This window comes from Amycolatopsis sp. NPDC104863 (assembly GCF_055582965.1).
On record NZ_JBVJOW010000005.1, the window covers coordinates 107,132 to 127,387 of the forward strand.

At 70.9% G+C, this 20,256-nt stretch carries 24 protein-coding genes; 17 read left to right on the forward strand and 7 right to left on the reverse strand.

What is annotated here, in order from left to right; genetic code table 11:
* Positions 1-46: 46 nt before the first annotated feature.
* Positions 47-670: a LysE family translocator gene (locus tag ACZ63J_RS27310; RefSeq protein ID WP_465406319.1), complete on the reverse strand. Its 624-nt coding sequence runs from the start codon at positions 668-670 to the stop codon at positions 47-49.
* Complete coding sequence (locus ACZ63J_RS27315; protein ID WP_465312674.1) at positions 670-1,293, reverse strand: LysE family translocator; 624 nt, start codon at positions 1,291-1,293, stop codon at positions 670-672. Before ACZ63J_RS27315 ends, ACZ63J_RS27310 begins: the two co-directional genes overlap by 1 nt.
* Before the next feature lie 78 nt (positions 1,294-1,371).
* Here ACZ63J_RS27315 and ACZ63J_RS27320 point away from each other — a divergent pair, with 78 nt between their 5' ends.
* The 6 genes from ACZ63J_RS27320 to ACZ63J_RS27345 all read left to right on the forward strand — a co-directional run bounded on the left by ACZ63J_RS27320 (position 1,372) and on the right by ACZ63J_RS27345 (position 6,206).
* Positions 1,372-1,902: a hypothetical protein gene (locus ACZ63J_RS27320; protein ID WP_465406317.1), complete on the forward strand. Its 531-nt coding sequence runs from the start codon at positions 1,372-1,374 to the stop codon at positions 1,900-1,902.
* A gap of 9 nt (positions 1,903-1,911) precedes the next feature.
* Positions 1,912-2,433 (forward strand): PH domain-containing protein, encoded by a 522-nt coding sequence (locus tag ACZ63J_RS27325; RefSeq protein ID WP_465406316.1) that lies wholly within the window; start codon positions 1,912-1,914, stop codon positions 2,431-2,433.
* Between the two features lie 36 nt (positions 2,434-2,469).
* Complete coding sequence (locus tag ACZ63J_RS27330) at positions 2,470-2,979, forward strand: hypothetical protein (protein WP_465406314.1); 510 nt, start codon at positions 2,470-2,472, stop codon at positions 2,977-2,979.
* Between the two features lie 64 nt (positions 2,980-3,043).
* On the forward strand, positions 3,044-3,547 hold the full coding sequence (locus ACZ63J_RS27335) for a hypothetical protein (RefSeq protein ID WP_465406312.1): 504 nt from the start codon (positions 3,044-3,046) through the stop codon (positions 3,545-3,547).
* Positions 3,544-4,089 (forward strand): hypothetical protein, encoded by a 546-nt coding sequence (locus tag ACZ63J_RS27340; RefSeq protein ID WP_465406310.1) that lies wholly within the window; start codon positions 3,544-3,546, stop codon positions 4,087-4,089. The genes ACZ63J_RS27335 and ACZ63J_RS27340 overlap by 4 nt, the downstream gene beginning before the upstream one ends.
* A 92-nt stretch (positions 4,090-4,181) precedes the next feature.
* On the forward strand, positions 4,182-6,206 hold the full coding sequence (locus ACZ63J_RS27345; RefSeq protein WP_465439656.1) for a protein meaA: 2,025 nt from the start codon (positions 4,182-4,184) through the stop codon (positions 6,204-6,206).
* Here the strand turns inward: ACZ63J_RS27345 and ACZ63J_RS27350 are convergent.
* Entirely contained in the window at positions 6,199-6,735 is a 537-nt protein-coding gene (locus ACZ63J_RS27350; protein ID WP_465406306.1) for a cysteine hydrolase family protein, read from the reverse strand. The genes ACZ63J_RS27345 and ACZ63J_RS27350 overlap by 8 nt on opposite strands.
* Before the next feature lie 71 nt (positions 6,736-6,806).
* Between ACZ63J_RS27350 and ACZ63J_RS27355 the strand changes: the two genes are divergently transcribed.
* Both ACZ63J_RS27355 and ACZ63J_RS27360 read left to right on the forward strand, forming a co-directional pair.
* Positions 6,807-7,769: a GlxA family transcriptional regulator gene (locus tag ACZ63J_RS27355; RefSeq protein WP_465406304.1), complete on the forward strand. Its 963-nt coding sequence runs from the start codon at positions 6,807-6,809 to the stop codon at positions 7,767-7,769.
* The gene (locus ACZ63J_RS27360) at positions 7,766-8,539 is read left to right on the forward strand and encodes an enoyl-CoA hydratase-related protein (RefSeq protein ID WP_465406302.1); all 774 of its coding nucleotides are present in this window, start codon (positions 7,766-7,768) and stop codon (positions 8,537-8,539) included. Before ACZ63J_RS27355 ends, ACZ63J_RS27360 begins: the two co-directional genes overlap by 4 nt.
* A gap of 10 nt (positions 8,540-8,549) precedes the next feature.
* Here the strand turns inward: ACZ63J_RS27360 and ACZ63J_RS27365 are convergent, their stop codons facing one another.
* Entirely contained in the window at positions 8,550-9,095 is a 546-nt protein-coding gene (locus tag ACZ63J_RS27365) for an NUDIX domain-containing protein (protein WP_465406300.1), read from the reverse strand.
* A gap of 37 nt (positions 9,096-9,132) precedes the next feature.
* Here ACZ63J_RS27365 and nucS point away from each other — a divergent pair, with 37 nt between their 5' ends.
* The 9 genes from nucS to ACZ63J_RS27410 all read left to right on the forward strand — a co-directional run bounded on the left by nucS (position 9,133) and on the right by ACZ63J_RS27410 (position 18,575).
* The gene (gene nucS / locus ACZ63J_RS27370; protein ID WP_465312663.1) at positions 9,133-9,792 is read left to right on the forward strand and encodes an endonuclease NucS; all 660 of its coding nucleotides are present in this window, start codon (positions 9,133-9,135) and stop codon (positions 9,790-9,792) included.
* A 514-nt stretch (positions 9,793-10,306) separates the two neighbouring features.
* Positions 10,307-11,083 (forward strand): hypothetical protein, encoded by a 777-nt coding sequence (locus tag ACZ63J_RS27375; RefSeq protein WP_465406298.1) that lies wholly within the window; start codon positions 10,307-10,309, stop codon positions 11,081-11,083.
* 188 nt (positions 11,084-11,271) lie between these two features.
* A complete protein-coding gene (locus tag ACZ63J_RS27380; RefSeq protein ID WP_465406296.1) occupies positions 11,272-12,969 on the forward strand; it encodes a sodium:solute symporter family protein in 1,698 nt (565 codons plus the stop codon).
* 9 nt (positions 12,970-12,978) lie between these two features.
* Positions 12,979-13,269, forward strand: coding sequence for a hypothetical protein (locus ACZ63J_RS27385; protein ID WP_465406294.1), 291 nt, complete (start codon positions 12,979-12,981; stop codon positions 13,267-13,269).
* 47 nt (positions 13,270-13,316) lie between these two features.
* Positions 13,317-14,321: a DUF3558 domain-containing protein gene (locus tag ACZ63J_RS27390; protein ID WP_465406293.1), complete on the forward strand. Its 1,005-nt coding sequence runs from the start codon at positions 13,317-13,319 to the stop codon at positions 14,319-14,321.
* Between the two features lie 67 nt (positions 14,322-14,388).
* A complete protein-coding gene (dhaK, locus tag ACZ63J_RS27395) occupies positions 14,389-15,390 on the forward strand; it encodes a dihydroxyacetone kinase subunit DhaK (protein ID WP_465406291.1) in 1,002 nt (333 codons plus the stop codon).
* The gene (dhaL, locus tag ACZ63J_RS27400) at positions 15,390-16,019 is read left to right on the forward strand and encodes a dihydroxyacetone kinase subunit DhaL (RefSeq protein WP_465406289.1); all 630 of its coding nucleotides are present in this window, start codon (positions 15,390-15,392) and stop codon (positions 16,017-16,019) included. Before dhaK ends, dhaL begins: the two co-directional genes overlap by 1 nt.
* The gene (dhaM, locus tag ACZ63J_RS27405; RefSeq protein WP_465406287.1) at positions 16,016-16,687 is read left to right on the forward strand and encodes a dihydroxyacetone kinase phosphoryl donor subunit DhaM; all 672 of its coding nucleotides are present in this window, start codon (positions 16,016-16,018) and stop codon (positions 16,685-16,687) included. Before dhaL ends, dhaM begins: the two co-directional genes overlap by 4 nt.
* 121 nt (positions 16,688-16,808) lie before the next feature.
* Positions 16,809-18,575: a 3-hydroxyacyl-CoA dehydrogenase family protein gene (locus tag ACZ63J_RS27410; protein WP_465406285.1), complete on the forward strand. Its 1,767-nt coding sequence runs from the start codon at positions 16,809-16,811 to the stop codon at positions 18,573-18,575.
* On the opposite strand, the gene tsaA is transcribed toward ACZ63J_RS27410, so the two are convergent.
* Genes tsaA through ACZ63J_RS27425 form a run of 3 tightly spaced genes read right to left on the reverse strand, consistent with a single transcriptional unit; the run spans position 18,576 to position 20,247 of the window.
* Complete coding sequence (tsaA, locus tag ACZ63J_RS27415; protein ID WP_465406283.1) at positions 18,576-18,986, reverse strand: tRNA (N6-threonylcarbamoyladenosine(37)-N6)-methyltransferase TrmO; 411 nt, start codon at positions 18,984-18,986, stop codon at positions 18,576-18,578.
* Entirely contained in the window at positions 18,983-19,411 is a 429-nt protein-coding gene (locus tag ACZ63J_RS27420; protein WP_465312651.1) for a nucleoside deaminase, read from the reverse strand. The genes tsaA and ACZ63J_RS27420 overlap by 4 nt, the downstream gene beginning before the upstream one ends.
* Positions 19,408-20,247 carry an LLM class flavin-dependent oxidoreductase gene (locus tag ACZ63J_RS27425; protein WP_465406281.1) on the reverse strand — a complete coding sequence of 280 codons (840 nt, stop codon included), beginning with the start codon at positions 20,245-20,247 and terminating at the stop codon, positions 19,408-19,410. Before ACZ63J_RS27425 ends, ACZ63J_RS27420 begins: the two co-directional genes overlap by 4 nt.
* Positions 20,248-20,256 lie beyond the last annotated feature (9 nt).

Below are 20,256 nucleotides of genomic sequence, written 5' to 3' on the forward strand. Positions count from 1 at the left end.
GCCGGCCGAATCCCGGAATGTGGCATCGCCGCACGACGCGGCGCGGTCAGCCTTCGAGGGCCAGGGCCGCGCCGAATCCCATCAGTGCCATGCCCGTCGCGCCGTCCATCGCACGGCGGACCCGGCGGCGCTGGAGCCAGCCGCGTACCCGGTGCACGAACAACAACAGCAGCACCTGCCACACCACGCCCAGCGCCGCGACCGTGTACGCCAGCAGCAGCGAATCACCGAAGGTCGACGCCGGGGTGAGGAACTGCGGCAGCACCGACAGGTACAGCACGATCACCTTGGGGTTGGTGATGTTGGACAGAAACCCCTCGCGGAAGCGCCGGCTCCGGGAAGCCCGGGCGCGGCGGACGTCGTCGAGTGCTTCGTAGTCACCGCGCCAAGCGCCGCGCAGAGCCTGGACGCCCAAGAACACCAGGTACGCCGCGCCCAGCCACTTCACCGTTTCGAACACCGGCTGGTAGCGCGTGATCACCGCGCCCAGGCCGAGCGCGGCCGCCGTGCCCTGCAGGAAGTTCGCGACGCTGATGCCGGCGCACGCCCAGCCGCCGCCGCGGGCGCCGCCGGTCAGGGCGTTCTTCAGGACGATCATCGTGTCCGGGCCCGGCATCATCGCCAGGAACGCCATCATCCCGGCGAAGGCCGCGTAGGTGCTCCACGTCATCAGGACTCCAGGGCGAGGGCGGCGCCGAACCCGAGCAGCGCGGTGCCGGTGACGCCGTCCAGCGTACGGCGCACGCGCCGCCGGCCCAGCCAGGTGCGGACGCGGTGCACGAACACCAGGAGCACCAGCAGCCACAGCATGCCCAGCGCCGCGACCGTGTACGCCAGCAGGAGCGAGTCGCCGAACGTCGAGGCGGGGGTGAGGAACTGCGGCAGCACCGAGAGGTACAGCACCAGCACCTTCGGGTTGGTGATGTTGGAGAGCAGCCCTTCGCGGAACCGCCGGAACCCGCCGCCGCGCCGCCGCTGGGCCTGCTCGACGACGTCGTAGTTCCCGCGGAACGCGCCGCGCAACGCCTGGATGCCGAGGAAGACGAGGTACGCCGCGCCGATCCACTTGAGCGCGAGGAAGACCGGCTGCGACTTCGCGATGAGGACACCCAGCCCGAGCGCCGCGGCGCTGCCCTGCACGGCGTTGCCGGTGAAGATGCCGAGCGAGGCGAGCAGGCCGCCGCGGAAACCGCCGGAAAGCGCGTTCTTCAGCATCACCATCGTGTCGGGCCCCGGCGCGAGCACGATCAGGATGACGATGACCAGGTAACTGCCGTACGAACTCCACGTCACGGCTGCCCACGCTAACCGACCGGTATCGGTTCGGTCTCGCGGATTTCCGTCACATCGGCCGCCGCCTAGCTTGTGGGCGTGTACCGGGGGGAACTGACACTGCAAGACGGCGAAAACCTGCTGTGGCAGTGTTCGCCGCGGCCGGTGCCCGCCGAGGTCAAGAACCGGAAGCTGCTCGTCGCGCTGTTCCTGCTCTGGCTCAGCGTGACCGGATGGTTCGTGGTGGACGGGGATGTCACGGGCGCCGTCGTCTCGATCGCCCTCGGCCTGCTGGGCATCTACGCCACCCGCCGGGACGAGGAAACCGCCGAGCTGGTCGAGTACTTCGTGACCGACCGGCGGATCGTCGTCCACACCGACGAGGACGGCAAGTTCGACGAGCGCGTCTACCCGATGCGCGACCTGCCCGAGCCCACGCTGGAGAAGCACGCCGACGGCACCGGCACGCTGACCTTCACCGACGCCGAAGACCGGCGCCTGCGCCGGGTGATCCACCTCGACCGGCGCGCCGAGCGCGACCTCAAGCTCACCTCGATCGACCACGCACAGAGGGTGTTCGAGCACGTGCAGCGCGCGCGGCACTCGGCGGAGGACACCTCGGCAGAGTAGTGTTCGGCCATGTCAGCAGGGGAAATCGATCTTCTACCCGGTGAGCGCGTGCTCTGGGCGGGAGAGCCGGTCCAGCGCCCGTTGTACGTCGCCGCGGACGGGGTGATCGCCCCTGCCGGACTCGTCCTCGCCGCCGTCGCCCTCTGGTTCCTGCTCACGAAGGAGCCCAGCGGCCTGGCGATGACCCTTACGCTCGTCGTGCTCGTGATCGGCCTCTACGGCGCGATCGGCCGCTCGGCCGTCCGCTACCTCGCGCTCGGGCGCACGACGTACGCCGTGACCGACAGCCGCGTCATCGCGCGCTCGGGGCTGTTCCGGCAGAAGGAACGCTCGAGCGAGCTGGCTGCCGTCTCGGAACCGGTCCTCAAGCCGGGATCGTCGTCGCGCACCGGCACGATCACGTTCGGGCCGGGGACGGTGACGCTGATGGGTGTCGGCGAGCCCAAGCGGGTGCGCGACCTGCTCACCAAGGCCATCACCGAGGCCAGGGCCCGCCAGGCTCCCCCGGAAACGGACACTCCGGCCGCCTGAGGACAACCCCGGCGCCCGCTCGAGCGTGCGACAGGCATGCAGGAACGCGTGCTGTGGACCGGCAAGCCGGTGCCCCGGCGGCTCTTCCACCGTTACGACTACTTCGCGGCCATGCTCGTGGTGGCCGTCCTCGTCGGGTTCGTGGGGTACGCGTCCGCCTCGGACCGGCAACCGGCCCTCCAGGCCATGGCGGCGGGCAGTGGCTTGCTGCTCGTCCACGCCGGTGTGCGGTTCCTGCAGCTCAAGCGCCTGACCTACGTCGTGACCGACCAGCGGGTGGTCGTCGACGCGGGCCTGGTGTGGCGGCGGACGACCACCCTGCGGCTCGCCGGCCTGCGGGCGCCGGTCGTGCTGCCGGAGCACGGCGGCACCGGGACCATCACGTTCGGCCCGGTCGAGCCGCGCCTGGTGGCCGCCGCCCGGTACGGCGCGCACCAGAACAAGTCCGGGCCGCTCCCGGTGGTGCTGGCGGGCATCACCGAGCCGCACGAGGTCCGGGCGCTGCTCGCCCGGGCCATCGCCAAGCCGGACGATCCGCCCGGCTGACCCGGATCGGGGCAACCCCTCGAAGTTCCCGCGCGTTAGTCGGGCAGCAACAGGGGAGGCCAGGATGGACGTGCCGCCGAACGTTCTGCTGCCGGGTGAGCGGCTGCTGTGGTCGGACCGGCCGCGGCGCTTCAGGCTCAACGGAACGGACTGGTCCCGCATCGTCTTCGGCGTGGTCTGGACGGCCTTCGGGTTCGTGTACCTCGGCTACGGACGGCCCGGTTTCGTCCCACTGATCTGGGCGCTGCCCGGGCTCGCGGGCGCGTGGCCCGTCGTCGCGCGGCAGTGGCTCCTGCGCCGCGTGCTGTACGTCGTCACCGACCTGCGGGTCGTGGCGGCCGACCGCGTCTCCGGAAAGACCTGGGGTTCGGCGGACCTGAGCACGTTGCCGCCGCCGGTCGCGCGGGCCGGCGCCGTCACCTTGGGCGGGAGCGGGGGATTCCTGGCGGCTTTGACCCGCGTCTTGGGCAATGGACCCGCCGTCGTGAGGCTCGAGGCGGTGCCGGACGCCGAACGCGTCCGCGACCTGATCGCCCAAGCGCAGACCCGGCCGACGGCGGCCGGATGAACACGGTGTTGTTCCCGGGCGAAGAGGTGCTGTGGTCAGGACGGCCGAGCCGGTTTCCGCCGCACTTCGAGGAGTGGCTCTGGCTGGGCTTGGCGGCGGCCTGGGGCGCGCTGATGTCCGTGCTCTTCGCGGTGTCGCTGGGCCGGCACAGCCCGATGGCCTTCTTCGTCCTGCCGATGATCGTGTTCGCCTTGCTGCCACCGGCCGCGCTGATCTTCGTCCGGCAGCGGATGGCGCGCTCGACCGAATACTTCGTCACGACGCTGCGGGTGCTCGCGATCCACGAGCGGCCGTGGCGCCGGGCGCGGTGGGAGTACCTGGCGCAGGTGCCGGCTCCGGCGCTGCGAAGCGGCCGCGCGGGCACCGGCACGCTCTCGTTCGGCTGGCCCGACCCGGTGGCCAGGGTCGGAGCGTTCTTCTCCCCGCCGCGGTGGGGGCCGCCGCCGGACCGGTCGCTGTCCCTGCGCCGGGTGGAGCTGCGCGGGATCCCGGAGCCGGAGCCGGTGCGGGACCTGATCGTGCGAACGCAGGGTGCGCGCTGACCGCTGGAATCACCCGGACGTGTCCGATTGCACTGCCCAGCTAAGTTACCGGCCGGTACACTCGACGAAACATCCACCGCCGGAGGTGTCCTGTGCCGTACCCAACGGACCGTGAACGTGACCGACCGTGGGTGATGCGGACCTACGCGGGGCACTCCTCCGCGGCCGCGTCGAACGAGCTGTACCGGCGCAACCTCGCCAAGGGTCAGACCGGCCTTTCGGTCGCCTTCGACCTGCCGACGCAGACCGGCTACGACCCCGACCACCAGCTGTCGCGTGGTGAGGTCGGCAAGGTCGGCGTGCCCGTGTCGCACATCGGTGACATGCGGCGGCTCTTCGACGGCATCCCGCTCGCCGAGGCGAACACGTCGATGACGATCAACGCGCCGGCCATGTGGCTGCTCGCGCTGTACGTCTCCGTGGCGCGCGAGCAGGCAAAAGCAGAAGGACGCGACGACGGTGAAGTTGCTGAAGTCCTCGCGAAGCTCACCGGCACCACGCAGAACGACATCATCAAGGAGTACCTGTCCCGCGGGACCTACATCTTCCCGCCGGGCCCGAGCCTGCGGCTGATCACCGACATGATCGCGTGGACCGTGCACCACGTGCCGAAGTGGAACCCGATCAACATCTGCAGCTACCACCTGCAGGAAGCCGGCGCGACGCCGACGCAGGAGGTCGCCTACGCGCTGTGCACCGCGATCGCCGTGCTCGACGCCGTCCGCGACTCCGGGCAGGTCGAGCCGGCCGACATGGCCAAGGTCGTCGCGCGGATCTCCTTCTTCGTCAACGCCGGCGTCCGGTTCGTCGAGGAGATGTCCAAGATGCGCGCGTTCACCGCGCTCTGGGACGAGCTCACGCGGGATCGTTACGGCGTAACGGATCCGAAGGCGCGCCGGCTGCGCTACGGCGTCCAGGTCAACTCGCTCGGGCTCACCGAAGCCCAGCCGGAGAACAACGTCCAGCGGATCGTGCTGGAGATGCTCGCGGTGTCGCTCTCCCGCGGCGCGCGGGCCCGCGCGATCCAGCTGCCCGCGTGGAACGAGGCGCTCGGGCTGCCCCGGCCGTGGGACCAGCAGTGGGCGCTGCGGATGCAGCAGGTGCTCGCGTTCGAGACCGACCTGCTGGAGTACGAGGACATCTTCGACGGCTCGCACGTCATCCAGGCCAAGGTCGACGAGATCATGGCCGGCGCGCGCGAGGAGATCGCGCGCGTGCAGGACCTCGGTGGCGCGGTCGCCGCGGTCGAGAGCGGTTACATGAAGTCGCAGCTGGTCGGGTCGCTGGCCGAGTACCGCCGCGGGATGGAGAACGGCGAGCGGATCCTGGTCGGCGTCAACAAGTTCGAGACGACCGAGCCGTCGCCGCTGCAGGCCGAGGGCGCGAAGGCGATCGAAACGATCGACCCCGCCGTCGAAAAGGCCGCCGTCACGGCGATCGAGGAGTGGCGGACCCAGCGTGACGCCGCCGCCGTAGAACGCTCCCTGGCCGCGCTGAAGGAACGCGCGCAGACCACGGAAAACCTCTTCGAGGCCACTGTGGACTGTGCGCGCGCCGGCGTCACCACCGGCGAGTGGTCCGGCGCGCTGCGCGAGGTGTTCGGCGAATACCGCGCGCCCACCGGGGTTTCCGCCACGGCCGCCGGCGGGGGTGACCCGGAGATCGAGCGGGTGCGCTCGCGGGTCCGCGAAACCGAAGCAGAGCTCGGCGAGCGGCTGCGGATCCTGGTCGGCAAGCCGGGCCTCGACGGCCATTCCAACGGCGCCGAGCAGGTCGCCGTCCGGGCGCGCGACGTCGGCTTCGAGGTCGTCTACCAGGGAATCCGCCTGACGCCCGAGCAGATCGTCGCGGCCGCGGTGCAGGAGGGTGTGCACGTCGTCGGGCTCTCGGTGCTTTCCGGCTCGCACCTGGAGGTCGTCCCGCACGTCGTCGACGGCCTGCGTGCCGCGGGCGCCGGCGACGTGCCGGTGATCGTCGGCGGCATCATCCCGCCGGACGACGCCGCGTTGCTGACCGAACGCGGCATCGCGCGGGTGTTCACGCCCAAGGACTACGAGCTGACCGGCATCATGGCCGGCATCGTCGACCTGATCCGCGAGCGCCACGGCCTCAGCTGAGGTCCGCCAGGATGTCCTTCGTGGACTTCACGGTGGCGAACTGGTTGGCCAGGTTCGCCGCCGTGACGCGGTACAGCTCGTCGGCGGTCACCTCCGGGAGGTCGAACGTGAAGGTCGCGTCGAGCGCAAAAGTCACGTCGTAGCCCAGGTTTCCGCCCATCCGCGCGGTGGTCTCGCAGCAGAAGTTCGTCTGGATCCCGGCGAGCACAAAACTCGTGATGCCGCGCTTGCGCAGCCACGCGTCGAGGTCGACGTCGCCGAGGAAGGCCGAGTTGACCTGCTTGCCGAACACCAGGTCCGGCCGCGCGCCGTCGAGCTCGGGCTTGAAGTCGTTGCCGGGCTGGCCGGGCCGCAGCGGCGAGCCCGGCTTCACGGAGTCGTGGTGCACGAGCACGACCGGCAGCCGCCGCTCCTGCCACGCGTCGAGGAGTGCCTTCATGTTCGCCTCGGCGCCGGGGTTGTTGCGCGGGCCCCAGAAGGCCGCGTCGTCGAACCCACGCTGGACGTCGATCAGGATGAGTGCCGTCATGCCGTCGAGTTTTGCGGCTGTCCGGCCGTCAGGGGAGTGGCAGAAGACGCGCGATGCGGTACTTTCCTGCCATGCGCACGATCGGCGTTCTGCTGCTGCCGGGCACCCGGATGTTCGACCTGGCGGTGATCGGCGAGGTCTGGGGCCAGGACCGCACCGACAGCGGCATCGGCCCGTTCAGTGTCCGTTTGTGCAGCTCAGGGCGGGCGCGGACGGCGGTGTCGCCGTTCGGTGACGTCGCGGCGACACACGGGCTCGCCGGCCTCGACGGCTGCGACCTCGTGCTGGCGCCCGGCCGCAACGACCCCCACGCCGCGGTGCCGCCGGCCGCCGTCGCGGCGCTGCGGCGGGCGCACCGGGCCGGGTCGACGGTCGCCGCGTTGTGCTCGGGCGCGTTCACGCTGGCCGCCGCCGGCCTGCTCGACGGCCGCCCGGCGACGACGCACTGGCGCGACTTCGACGCCCTGACCGTCGCCGCACCGCACGCCGACCTCCAGCGCGACGTGCTCTACACCGACGACGGCGTTGTCCTGACCTCGGCGGGAGTGGTCGGCGGCCTCGACCTCTGCCTGCACCTGGTCCGGCGTGACCACGGCGCCGACATCGCCGCCACGCTCGCGCGCCGCCTGGTGATGCCGCCGGCCCGTGAGGGCGGCCAACGGCAGTACGTCGACAACCCGTTGCCGCCGGCGACATCTCAGCCGGGGATGGCGTCCACAATGGACTGGGCGCTGGCGCGGCTCGGCTCCGGGATCGGCGTCGAGGACCTCGTCGGGCACGCACGGATGAGCGAGCGGACGTTCCACCGCGAGTTCGCCGCGGCGGCGGGCGTGACGCCCGGACGCTGGCTGCGCGTCCAGCGCGTCCGGTACGCGCAGCGGCTGCTGGAGACGACGGAACTGCCGGTCGAGCGCGTCGCCGAGCGGTCCGGGCTGGGCACGGCGGCGAACCTGCGACGCCGGATGCGCGCCGAAGTGGGTGTCGGCCCGGACAGCTATCGGCGGACATTCCGACGGGTTACCGTCGAGGCATGACCGAGTACCAACACATCCTGGTCAAGCGCGACGGCGACACCGTCACGATCACGATGAACCGCGCGGCGCGGCGCAACTCGCTGTCCGCGGACCACCTGGCCGAGCTGCTCGCGGCGTTCCACGAGGCCGGGAACTCCGACGCGACCGGCATCGTGCTGGCCGGCGCGGGCCCGGTGTTCTCCGCCGGGCACGACTTCGGCGACGTCGCCGCGCGCGACCTGATGGGCGTGCGCGAGCTGCTGACGCTCTGCACGGACCTGATGAAGACCATGCAGTCGGTGCCGCAGGTCGTCGTCGCGCGGGTGCACGGCCTGGCCACCGCGGCGGGCTGCCAGCTCGTGGCGTCGTGCGACCTCGCCGTGGCGGCCGAGTCGGCGGGCTTCGCGCTGCCGGGCGGCAAGGGCGGCTGGTTCTGCCACACGCCGGCGGTCCCGGTGGCGCGTTCGATCGGCCGCAAGCGGCTGATGGAGCTGGCGCTGACCGGCGACGTCGTCGACGCGGCGACCGCGCTCGACTGGGGCCTGGTCAACCGCGTCGTCCCGGACGAGCAGCTGGACGACGCCGTCGCGGAGCTGCTCGCGCGTGCGACGCGCGGTAGCCGGGCCAGCAAGACGATGGGCAAGCTGACCCTCTACGCCCAGCTCGACCGGCCCGAGGCCGACGCCTACGCGATCGCGCTGGAGGTCATGGCTTCGGCGTCCCAGCTGCCCGGCGCGCGCGAGGGCATGGCGGCGTTCCTGGAGAAGCGCAAGCCGTCCTGGCCCGACTGAGCGTCCCCGGTCAGGGCCGGTGCCGCTCGAACAGCGTGAGCTGCGTCCAGGCGGCGAGCGTCTGCGCGTCGGTGATTTCGCCGCTGAGCATCATCTTCTCGAGGTCCGCGCGCGAGAACCACGCGCTGCGCATGTCCTGCTCCTCGAGCTCGCGCTCCGGCTCGCCCTCGGTGATGTCCGTGGCGAGGAACACCCAGCCGCGCTGGCTGGTCAGGCCGGGCGCGACGTCGAGCTGCCCGATCGTCACCATCGACGCGGCGCGCAGCCCGGTCTCCTCGCGCAGCTCGCGGGCCGCGAGCTCCGCGGGCGGCAGGTCGGCGCGGTCCGGCGCGGTGCCCTGGGGGAACTCCCAGCGGCGCCCGCCGACCGGGTAGCGGAACTGCTCGACCAGCCGGAACCGGTCGCCGTCCTGGGCGATGATGAGCGCGTAGGTCGGCTTGTCGACAACGCCGTAGATGCCCGCCGAGCCGTCGGGGCGGCGGATCTCGTCCTCCCGCATCGTCAGCCAGTTGTTCCGGTACACCTCGCGGGACGCGACACGCTGAATGGGGTCCACGCGCCCAGTATCACCGACCCTGTCCTACCCTCCTCGGGTGCGTCTCGTGATCGCGCGGTGCCAGGTCGACTACGCCGGCCGGCTCACCGCCCACCTGCCGATGGCCACCCGCCTGCTGCTCGTCAAGTCCGACGGCTCGCTGTCGGTCCACTCCGACGACCGCGCGTACAAGCCGCTGAACTGGATGAGCCCGCCCTGCTGGCTGATCGAAGACGGCAAGATCTGGATCGTCGAGAACAAGCAGGGCGAGAAGCTGGTGATCTCGATCGAGGAGATCTTCCACGACTACAGCCAGGCGCTGGGCGCGGAACCGGGCCTGCAGAAGGACGGCGTCGAGGCGCACCTGCAGGAACTGCTGGCCGAGCACATCAAGACCCTCGGCGACGGGTACACGCTGGTCCGCCGCGAGTTCCCCACCCCGATCGGCCCGGTCGACATCATGGCCCGCGACGCCGACGGCAAGTCGGTGGCGGTGGAGATCAAGCGCCGCGGCGAAATCGACGGCGTCGAGCAGCTGACGCGCTACCTGGAGCTGCTGAACCGCGACCCGCTGCTGGCCCCGGTGCAGGGCGTGTTCGCGGCGCAGATCATCAAGCCCCAGGCCCGGACGCTGGCCGAGGACCGCGGGATCCGCTGCCTGACGCTGGACTACGACGAGCTGCGCGGCATCGAGTCCGACGAGTTCCGGCTGTTCTGACGTTCCGGGAATCCGGGTGGTTCGCCGCCGGCCGAACTGCGCTCGGGCCGGCGACGCCATTTCTTGGCCGGTCCGGCCGGCGGGCGCGAATCTCCTCGTGATTGCCGGACAATCCCATTCCGCCCGCCGGCCGGGCGGACCGTCGCGCCGTCCCGGACGTCGCCCGCCGAAAGGTGGCGTTCGTGGCCGGATCGATGCCTGGATCGCGTATCTAATTCGGTGCTCGCGACTCTCCGGCCGGAAATCGTTAACCCGATAGGCGGCGGCGGAGTGATCAGATCTTTTCCGTTCCCGCCTTTCTGCGCTGTTCGGGTGAGTCCGGGATCTCGTTAGCCGGAGTCGTGCGACACTCGATTTCGAGGGGTTCCGCCGGTGCTTCCGGCGTGGCCGGAGGGTGGTGCGCTCGGCCGTCTTTCTTTGTCGTGCCTACGTTTCAGTCCGCCTTCGAGCTCGGTGTGCGCATGTCCGTCCGGCCGGTGTGCGCGCGTTTTTCGCACGCACGGAGGAGGAAGTCATGCGTTATCGCCCACTCGGTTCCGATCCGGCCGACCCGCGCCTGGGCCGGTTCGTTCCGGACGACTGGCGGCACGTGGAAAGGTATCCGCTGACCGCGCTGTCCGATGACGACCGGCCCACGCAGGCGCCCGTCGTGATCGGGGTCAACTGGTACTCCGCGTTCGACACCCCGGAACAGGACGAGGCCTCCGGTGAGTTCTTCATCGCGAAGGCCGGCGTCGCAAAGCTCGGCCGGATCCGCGGCGGGCACTGCGTGTGCCTCGAGCCGGGCGGCTCCCCGGACACCGACGCCTGGTACGCGTTCTACGACCAGGGCCGTGAAGGCGCCTGCGTCGGCTTCGGCTGGTCGCGCTGCATGTCGATCTTCAACGGCAGCGAGTACACCGCCCGCTGGCTGTGGGACTCGGCCAAGAAGCGCGACGAGTGGCCCGAGACCAACCCCGGCGACGACAACGGCACGTCGGTCCGCGCGGCCGCCGAAGTGCTCGCCGAGGCCGGGCACGTCCTGTGGGACGACTCGTACAAGAACGACGACTGGGAAGCGCGCGAGAAGTACGTGCCCGAGGGCAAGCAGGGCATCAAGGCCTTCCGCTGGGCGCAGTCGGTCGAGGACGTGCACGCCGTGCTGGCCAACCCGCGCGCGGACGAGCTCGGCGCCGTGCCGCTGCTCAACTCGTGGGGTCCGGGCTACCCGCACCGGACCTACCTGCCCGACGAGGTGCTCGCCAAGCTGATCGAAGAGGAGGGCGAGATCGCCGTGCCCACCGATCGATGATCGGCAGCCGCTCCCGCGGTGCGTGAACAAAGGCGCGTTTCCCCTGGTGAATGCCGGGGGAGGCGCGCCTTCAGGCCACTTTGGACAGGTCAGCGTGCCGACCCTGAATCCATGCAGTACTGTCCGGATCCGACAGGACAGTGGTGATTCCTGTGGGTTGTTGTCCAGTTTGAAAAGAGGTGGGTCGGGTGCTCGTCCTAGCCGATGCGAACCTGCGACTCGACGCGAGCGCGATCGACTACATCGAGTTGGCGTTCTACTTCGTGCTCGTGCTCGGCATCGGGTACCTGGCACGACGACAGGTGTCGAGCAGTCTCGACTTCTTCCTGTCCGGCCGGTCGCTGCCCGCCTGGGTCACCGGCCTGGCGTTCATCTCGGCCAACCTCGGCGCGGTCGAGGTCATGGGCATGTCGGCCAACGGCGCCCAGTACGGCCTGCCGACCGTGCACTACTTCTGGATCGGCGCGATCCCGGCGATGCTGTTCCTCGGCATCGTGATGATGCCGTTCTACTACGGCTCGAAGGTCCGCAGCGTTCCCGAGTTCATGCGCCGCCGCTTCGGCAAGCCGGCGCACCTGGTCAACGGCATCAGCTTCGCCGCCGCTCAGATCCTGATCGCGGGCGCGAACCTGTTCCTGCTGGCCAGCGTGGTGAACCTGCTGCTCGCCTGGCCGCTGTGGGTGTCGATCATCATCGCCGCCGTGATCGTGCTCTCCTACACCGCTCTCGGCGGGCTCTCCGCCGCGATCTACAACGAGGTCCTGCAGTTCTTCGTGATCGTCATCGCGCTGGTGCCGCTGACGATCATCGGCCTGGTCAAGGTCGGCGGCTGGCAGGGCCTGGTCGACAAGGTCACCAACAGCCCCGGCGGCACCGCGCAGCTGCACTCGTGGCCCGGTGACAACCTGACCGGCTTCGGCAACAACATCCTCTCGATCCTCGGCATCGTGTTCGGTCTGGGCTTCGTGCTCTCCTTCGGCTACTGGACGACGAACTTCGTCGAGGTACAGCGCGCGATGGCGTCGAAGAGCATGTCCGCCGCGCGGCGCACGCCGATCATCGGCGCGTTCCCGAAGATGCTGGTCCCGTTCATCGTGATCATCCCCGGCATGATCGCCGCGGTCACCGTGTCCGAGTACGTCAAGGACAAGCAGGTCCTGCTGGACGGCGGCACCGCGGAAAGCGGCGTCACGTTCAACAACGCGCTCCTGCTGCTGATGCGCGACCTGCTCCCGAACGGCATGCTCGGCATCGCGATCGCCGGTCTGCTGGCCTCGTTCATGGCCGGCATGGCGGCGAACCTGAGCTCGTTCAACACCGTCTTCACGTACGACATCTGGCAGACCTACATCAAGAAGGACAAGCCGGACGGCTACTACCTGCGCCTCGGGCGCGTGGTGACGTCGGTCGGCACGATCCTCGCCATCGGCACCGCGTTCATCGCGTCGAACTCCGGCAACATCCTGAACTACCTGCAGGACCTGTTCTCCTTCTTCAACGCGCCCCTGTTCGCGACGTTCATCCTGGGCATGTTCTGGAAGCGGATGACCCCGCACGCCGGCTGGAGCGGCCTGGTGCTCGGCACCGCGTCCGCGGTCACCGTCTGGGGCCTGTCGCAGGCCGGGGTACTCGGTCTGACCGGCCAGGGCATCAGCTTCGTCGCCGCCGGGACCGCGTTCGTCGTCGACATCGTGGTGAGCGTCGTGGTGTCGCTGGCGACCAGGCCGAAGCCGGACGAAGAGCTGGTGGGGCTGGTCTACTCGCTGACCCCGAAGGAAACGCGCAAGCACGACGACACCGGCGAGAACGCGGGCTGGTACCGCAAGCCGGGCCTGCTCGCGGGCATCGTGCTGATCCTGACCATCGCCCTCAACATCATCTTCTAGGAGGTCGGAATGGCCACCGAGTCCGGCGCGCGACCGCGGAAAGCGGGCGCCTTCGACATCCGGCTGATCATCGCGCTGCTGATCGGCGTGTACGGCGTCATCCTCACGGTGATGGGCATCGGCTTCACCTCCGACCAGGAGATCGAGAAGGCCGCCGGGGTGAACATCAACCTGTGGGCCGGCATCGGCATGCTGGTGGTCTCCGCGCTGTTCATCCTGTGGGCGCAGCTCCGGCCGCTGGTCGTGCCGGCGGAGACCGAGACCGAGGCCGGGGACACCACCCCCGCGGCGGGTGAATAGCCGGGTTGTCCGGACAGCGGCGCGAGGTTGCCGCTACCGTGCACTGCGTGCTCCTTGACGTTCGGCGCCGCCGTCTTCCGAAGCTGTTCCTGCTGGTCACCGCCCTCGCGCTGCCGCTGACCGCGTGCGGGCAGGACCTCGGCCGGTCCAACTTCGCGCGGACGACGGTGCCGGCCGCGGCCGGCACCGGCCAGGTCGCCGACGGCCCGATCACCGACGCCGCGGTGGCGGCGAACGTGCTCCGCACGATCAAGCCGTGCCAGTTCCTCACCAAGGAAGCCCTCGGCGCGCTGGGCCTCGGCACGGTCGAGGAGGACCCGTCGCCGTCGTCGATCGCCTTCGACAAGTGCGCCAACAAGGTGAAGGACCCCGGCGGCAAGGAGATCCGGTTCGACTTCGAGATCGGCAGCACCCTGCTGCCGCACGCGGACAAGACGGCCGGGCAGGTCGGCGGGCTGCCGCTGCGGGTGAACAAGACCGACGACACCGACTGCACGGTCGCGGCGATGACGGCGCTGAACCCGGACAACGCCCTGGTGCTGACGGTCGCCTACCCCGGTGACCCCTGCCGCCCCGGGCAGACGCTGATGGACGCCGTGGTGCAGAAGCTGCACAACTCGCCGGAGAAGTACTCGACGCCGCCGGGCACCCTGCTGACCGCCGACCCGTGTGCGATGGCCGACACCGCGGCGGTGACCCCCGCCGTGCCGTCGGCGAAGTCCGCGCCGTCCGGCCTGCACTCCTGCGCGTGGCAGAGCAACGGCGCCAACCCGACCGTGACCGTCGAGTTCCTGCCGGGCCTGCCCCCGATCGTCGGGGACGGGTACTCCAAGGTGGACCTCGGCAACGGCGTCACGGCCTACCGGAAGCAGGGCGCCACGAGCTCGTCGCAGTGCACGGTGGAGTGGCAGCACCGGCCGTGGCAGGGCGACGACGTCGAACTGGCCCAAGTGGACTACCAGAGCTACACCGCCAAACCGGACGCCGACGACCCGTGCGGCAAGGCTCTCGGCGTCGCGAAGAACGTGGTCACGAAGCTCCCCCAAGCCTGACCTGGCGGCGGACCCCGCGGAGAGGTAGGAAGGGGACACCCCACCCGCCGATGTGCCGGAGGCTGCCGTGAAGAAGATCATCAACGATCCGGCGAACGTCGTCGCGGAGTCGCTGCGGGGCCTCGCCGCCGCGCACGCCGACATCCTTCGGGTCCAGTCCGACCCGGACGTCGTCGTCCGGGCCGACGCGCCGGTCGCGGGCAAGGTCGCCGTGATCTCCGGCGGCGGGTCCGGGCACGAGCCGCTGCACGGCGGTTTTGTCGGCCGGGGCATGCTGTCGGCCGCCGTGCCCGGCGCGGTGTTCACCTCGCCGACGCCGGACGCCGTGCAGGCCGCCGTCACCGCGACCACCGGGGACGCGGGCGCCCTGCTCATCGTGAAGAACTACACCGGCGACGTGCTGAACTTCGAGACGGCCGCCGAGCTCGCCGCCGCCGAGGGTCTCGACGTGCGCAGCGTCGTGATCGACGACGACGTCGCGGTCAAGGACTCGACCTACACCGCGGGCCGCCGCGGGGTCGGCGGCACGGTGCTGCTGGAGAAGATCACCGGCGCCGCCGCCGAGCGCGGCGACTCGCTCGACGCCGTGACCGCCCTGGCGGAGAAGGTGATCGGCCAGGTGCGCTCGATCGGCGTCGCGCTGACCGCGCCGACCGTGCCGCACGCCGGCACCCCGAGCTTCGACCTCGGCGAGGGGGAGATCGAGTTCGGCATCGGCATCCACGGCGAGCCAGGCCGCGAGCGGATCCCGCTCGAGCCGGCCGACGCGCTGGTGGCGCGGCTGGTCCAGGCCGTGGTGGAGGACCTGCCCTTCGAGTCCGGCGACCGCGTGCTGCTGTTCACCAACTCGATGGGCGGCACCCCGCTCGTCGAGCTCTACCTGGCGCACGGCATCGCCGAGCGGCTGCTGGCCGAGCGTGGGATCGTGGTCGAACGCCGGCTGGTCGGGCCGTACATCACCAGCCTCGAGATGCAGGGGATGAGTCTGACGTTGCTCAAACTGGACGACGAGCTGACCGAGCTCTGGGACGCACCGGTCAACACCGCGGCGCTCCGGTGGGGGGTCTGATGACCTGCAAGGCCGAGGGGGTCGCGGCCGCCGTGCGCGCCGCGGCGGGTGTGGTCGCCGAGCACCGGGCCGAGCTGGTCGAGCTCGACCGCGCGATCGGCGACGGCGACCACGGCGAGAACCTCAACCGCGGGTTCACCGCCGTCGTCGCGGCGCTCGACGCGGGCGCCCCGGACACGCCGGGAGGCGTGCTGAAGCTCGTCGCGACGACGCTGATCTCCAAGGTCGGCGGGGCCGCGGGGCCGTTGTACGGCACGGCTTTCCTGCGTGCCTCGACCAAACTGGGCACGGCCGGGGAACTCGACGTTCCGGCGTTGCTGGACGCGCTGCGCGCCGGGCTCGAAGGGGTCCAGGCCCGCGGGAAGGCCGTCGGCGGCGACGCAACGATGGTCGACGCCCTGATCCCCGCGCTGTCGGCCGCGGAGAAGGCGGCCGAGGACGGCGGCGACGTCGCCGCGGTGCTGACGGCGGCGGCCGACGCGGCCGACCGCGGCGCGGAGTCCACTGTGGACCTGGTGCCGCGCAAGGGCCGCGCGTCCTACCTGGGCGAGCGGGCGGTGGGGCACATAGACCCGGGTGCGCGGTCCTCGGCTCTGCTGCTGCGCGCGTTCGCCGAGGCCGCCCGGTGAGCGTCGGAATCGTGCTCGTTTCGCACAGCGCGAAGCTCGCGGAAGGCCTGGCCGAGCTGGCCGCCCAGATGGCGCCGGACGTCACCATCCGGCCGGCCGGCGGCCTGCCCGACGGCTCGATCGGCACGGACTACGACGAGGTCGTCGCCGCGACCCAGCGCGCGGACTCCGGCGACGGTGTGGTGCTGCTCTACGACCTCGGCAGCGCGCAGATGACCGCCGAGCTCGCCGTCGAGTCCCTGGCCGACCCCTCCTCCGCCGTCGTGGCGGACGGCCCGCTGGTCGAGGGCGCGATCGCGGCGGCGGTCGCGGCGCAGGCCGGGCAGGACCGCAAGGCGGTGGCGGAAGCCGCCGCGGCGGCCGGGATGCCCGAGGACCTGACCCCCGCCGAGGCCACGGCCGGGGGCGCCGAGATCGAGCTGGAGCTGCACAACGAGGTCGGCCTGCACGCGCGGCCGGCCGCGGTGCTGGTGCGCGCGCTGAGCGCGTTCGACGCCGAAGTCACCGTGCGGCTCGGCGAGCAGGAGGCCGACGGCAAGAGCGTGCTGGCGCTGATGTCCCTCGGCGCGCGCCAGGGTGACCGGATCGTGCTGCAGGCCCGCGGGACGCAGGCTTCCGCCGCGCTGGACAAGGCGAAGGAGCTGGTGGACGGCAACTTCGGCGAGTGAAGCCGGTGTTGCCGACCGGGTGACTTGCGCGGTACTGACTCGATTCCGTGTGGGCTTCCGAAGGTCCGGTGTGGCAGAGTCAGGGGCCAATTACCAGCGAGTAACATCTCTGGAGGCCTCGATGGCGCGGGACATCTCGACGGTCGGAGTGGTCGGCCTCGGCACCATGGGGGCCGGGATCGCCGAAGTGCTCGCGCGCAGCGGGCTCGACGTCGTCACGGTCGAGCTCGACCAGCCGGGGCTCGAGCGGGGCCGCGGCCACCTGCGGCACTCCACCGAACGGGCGCTCTCCGGCGGCAAGCTCGACGAGCCCGGTCGCGAGGCATTGCTGGAGCGCATCCGGTACAGCACCTCGCTGTCGGATCTGTCCGAAGTGGACCTCGTGATCGAGGCGATCCCGGAAAGCCTCGAGCTGAAGGCCGAGGTGTTCACCGAGCTGGACAAGGTCACCCGGCCGGACGTCGTGTTCGTGTCCAACACCTCCTCGCTGTCGATCACCGAGATCGGTGTGCACACGGCGCGGCCCGGCAAGGTCGTCGGCATGCACTTCTTCAACCCGGCGCCGGTGCTGAAGCTCGTCGAGATCGTGAAGACGGTGGTCACCGAGCCGGAGGTGGTCGCCGAGATCGTCGCGTTCGCCGAACGGCTCGGGAAGACGCCGGTGGTGATCGGCGACCGGGCCGGGTTCATCGCGAACGCGTTGCTGTTCGGCTACCTCAACCACGCCGTGCGGATGTACGAGCAGCGCTACGCCACGCGCGAGGACCTCGACGCCGCGATGCGCTTCGGCTGCGGTTACCCGATGGGGCCGTTGGCGCTGCTGGACCTGATCGGGCTCGACACGGCGTACGAAATCCTCGACACGATGTACCACCAGTCCCGCAACCGCCTGCACGCGCCGGCGCCGCTGCTCAAGCAGATGATCACGGCGGGCCTGCTCGGCCGCAAGACCGGCCGTGGTTTCTACACCTACGACGCCCCGGACTCGCCCACCGTGGTCGACTCCGGCAGTGCGTCCACTGTGGACTCCGTGCCGCCGCGCCCGGTCGCGCGGGTGGGCGTGGTCGGCACCGGCACCATGGCCACCGGCATCGCGGAGGTGTTCGCGAAGCGCGGTCTCGACGTCGTGCTGCGCGCCCGCAGCCTGGAGAAGGCGCAGGCGTCCGTCGCGAAGGTGAAGAAGTCGCTCGACAAGGCCGTGGTCAAGGGCAAGCTGTCCGAAGAGGACGCGGCCGCCGCGCTGGCGCGGATCACCCCGGTCACCGACTTCGAGGCACTGGCCGACGTCGACCTGGTCGTCGAGGCGGTGGCCGAAGAGCTTTCGGTGAAGCAGGCGGTGTTCGCCGCGCTGGACGAGGTGGTGCGCCCCGGCGCGGTCCTCGCCACGACGACGTCTTCGCTCCCGGTGATCGAATGCGCTGCGGCGACGTCCCGGCCGTCCGACGTGGTCGGTCTCCACTTCTTCAACCCGGCCCCGGTGATGAAGCTGGTGGAGGTCGTCTCGACGATCGCGACCGCCCCGGACGTGGTGGCGACGGCGAACGCGGTCTGCGGCGCGGTCGGCAAGCACGCCGTCCACTGCGGCGACCGGGCCGGCTTCATCGTCAACGCGCTGCTGTTCCCCTACCTCAACGACGCGGTGAAGATGCTCGAGGCGCACTACGCGGGAGCGAACGACATCGACACGGCCATGAAGGTCGGCTGCGGCCTGCCGATGGGCCCGTTCGAGCTCCTCGACGTCGTGGGCCTGGACGTTTCGCTCGCCATCCAGCGGACGCTGTACAACGAGTTCCGCGAGGAGGGCTTCGCGCCGGCGCCGCTGCTGGAGCACCTCGTGACGGCCGGGCGGCTGGGCCGGAAGACCGGGAAGGGCTTCAAGGACTACTGATCAGCGTCCGGCCACCTCGCCGAGGACCGGTTTCAGGTCGAGCACCGGGGTGCCGTCGATCGCCTCCAGGCCCGTCACCGTGAGCGTTCCGTTCTCGACCGCCGTCACCGTGACCGTGTGGAGGCCGATCGGGTTCGGGCGGTCCGGTGAGCGGGTCGAGAACACGCCGGTGCTCGGGCGGTCCGGGTCGCCGCGCGGGTGGACCGCCTGGACCGCACGGTCGGCTTCGTGCAGCCAGGTGAGGAGGACCAGGCGGTCGCCGGGGCGGAGGTCGGCGGCCGCGTGGTGGAACTCGGGCGCGATCACCACGCGGGCCGGAGGCGCTCCTTCGTCACCTTGTTTCGGGGCCGCCGAACGGTCCGCCAGCGGCGACTCCACCCGCGCCACCGGGCGGACGTCGTAGCTCGTCACTGGTAGTAGCCCTCGACCGGTACGCGGGCCTCGTCGAACAGGGCCGGGCCTTCGAGCTTGTGGTCGCCCCAGGTGACCGGCGGGCGCAGCGTGAGGAACTGCTCGGTCGAGAGCGCGTAGACGACCCGCCCGAGCCCGGACCGCTCGATCGCGCCGGTGCACATCCCGCACGGCTGCGTGCTGGTGAACATCGTGGTCGCCGCCGCGGCTTCCGGGGTCAGGTTCTGGGCCGCCCAGCGGGCCAGCTTCAGCTCCGGGTGGGCCGTGATGTCGTTGTCCGTCAACGACGTGTTGCGGTCTTCGACCAGGACCTGGCCGTCCGCGTCGGCCAGCAGGGAGCCGAAGGGTGGGTTGCCGTGCTCTTCGCGCGCCTCCCGCGCCAGCTCGATCGCCCGCCGCAGCAACGTCAGTTCGGTGTCGTTCACCGGTTCTCCTTCCAGGCCGCGGCCACCGCCGCGAGGTCACGCCACGCCGCCTCCGGGTGGAGGGTTTCGGCGGGGTCCGAGTCGAACGGGTCGAGCACGACGGTGTCCGCGCCCAGGTCCCGCAGCTGCGCCAGGTCGTCGAGAACCTGGTCGAGGGTGCCTTCGCCGGCGCGCCGGTCCGGCCCGGTCACCGGGGCGCCGGTGACCCGCAGGAGGATCCGCGGCGCGAACGACGGCACGGGCCGGTCGCCGGCCAGCTTTTCCAGGCGCGCCAACGACTCCCGGAAGCCGGACATGGTCATCCGCAGCGGGTGCCACGCGTCGCCGAGCTCCAGCGCCCGGCGCAGCCCGGCGTCGCTGTGCCCGCCGAGCCAGAGCGGGATCGGGCCGGCGCGGTAGTCGTCGTGGTCGGCCCAGGCCGCGCGGATCGCCCGCAGGTACTCGGTCGTGAGCTTCCCGCGCCGCTCGAACGGCACGCCCAGCGCGTCGAACTCCTGCTTCGCCCAGCCGATCCCGGCCCCGATGACCAGCCGGCCGCCGCTGAGCGCGTCGAGGTTCGCCGCCATCCGGGCCACCAGCAGCGGGTGGCGGTACGGCACGACCAGCACGGTGGTGCCCAGCCGCACCCGGCTGGTGATGCCCGCCAGCCAGGACAGCGTCGTGAACGGCTCGTAGAACGGCGCCGGGTACTGGCCGGCGACGTCGGGGGTGATCGCGACGTGGTCGGACACCATCAGCAGGTCGTAGCCGAGCCCCTCGACCGTCTGCGCCCACGCGCGCAGCGCGCCCGGGTCCGTGCCGGGGCCGAAGTTGGGGACGTTCACGCCGATCTTCACCGGGAAAGG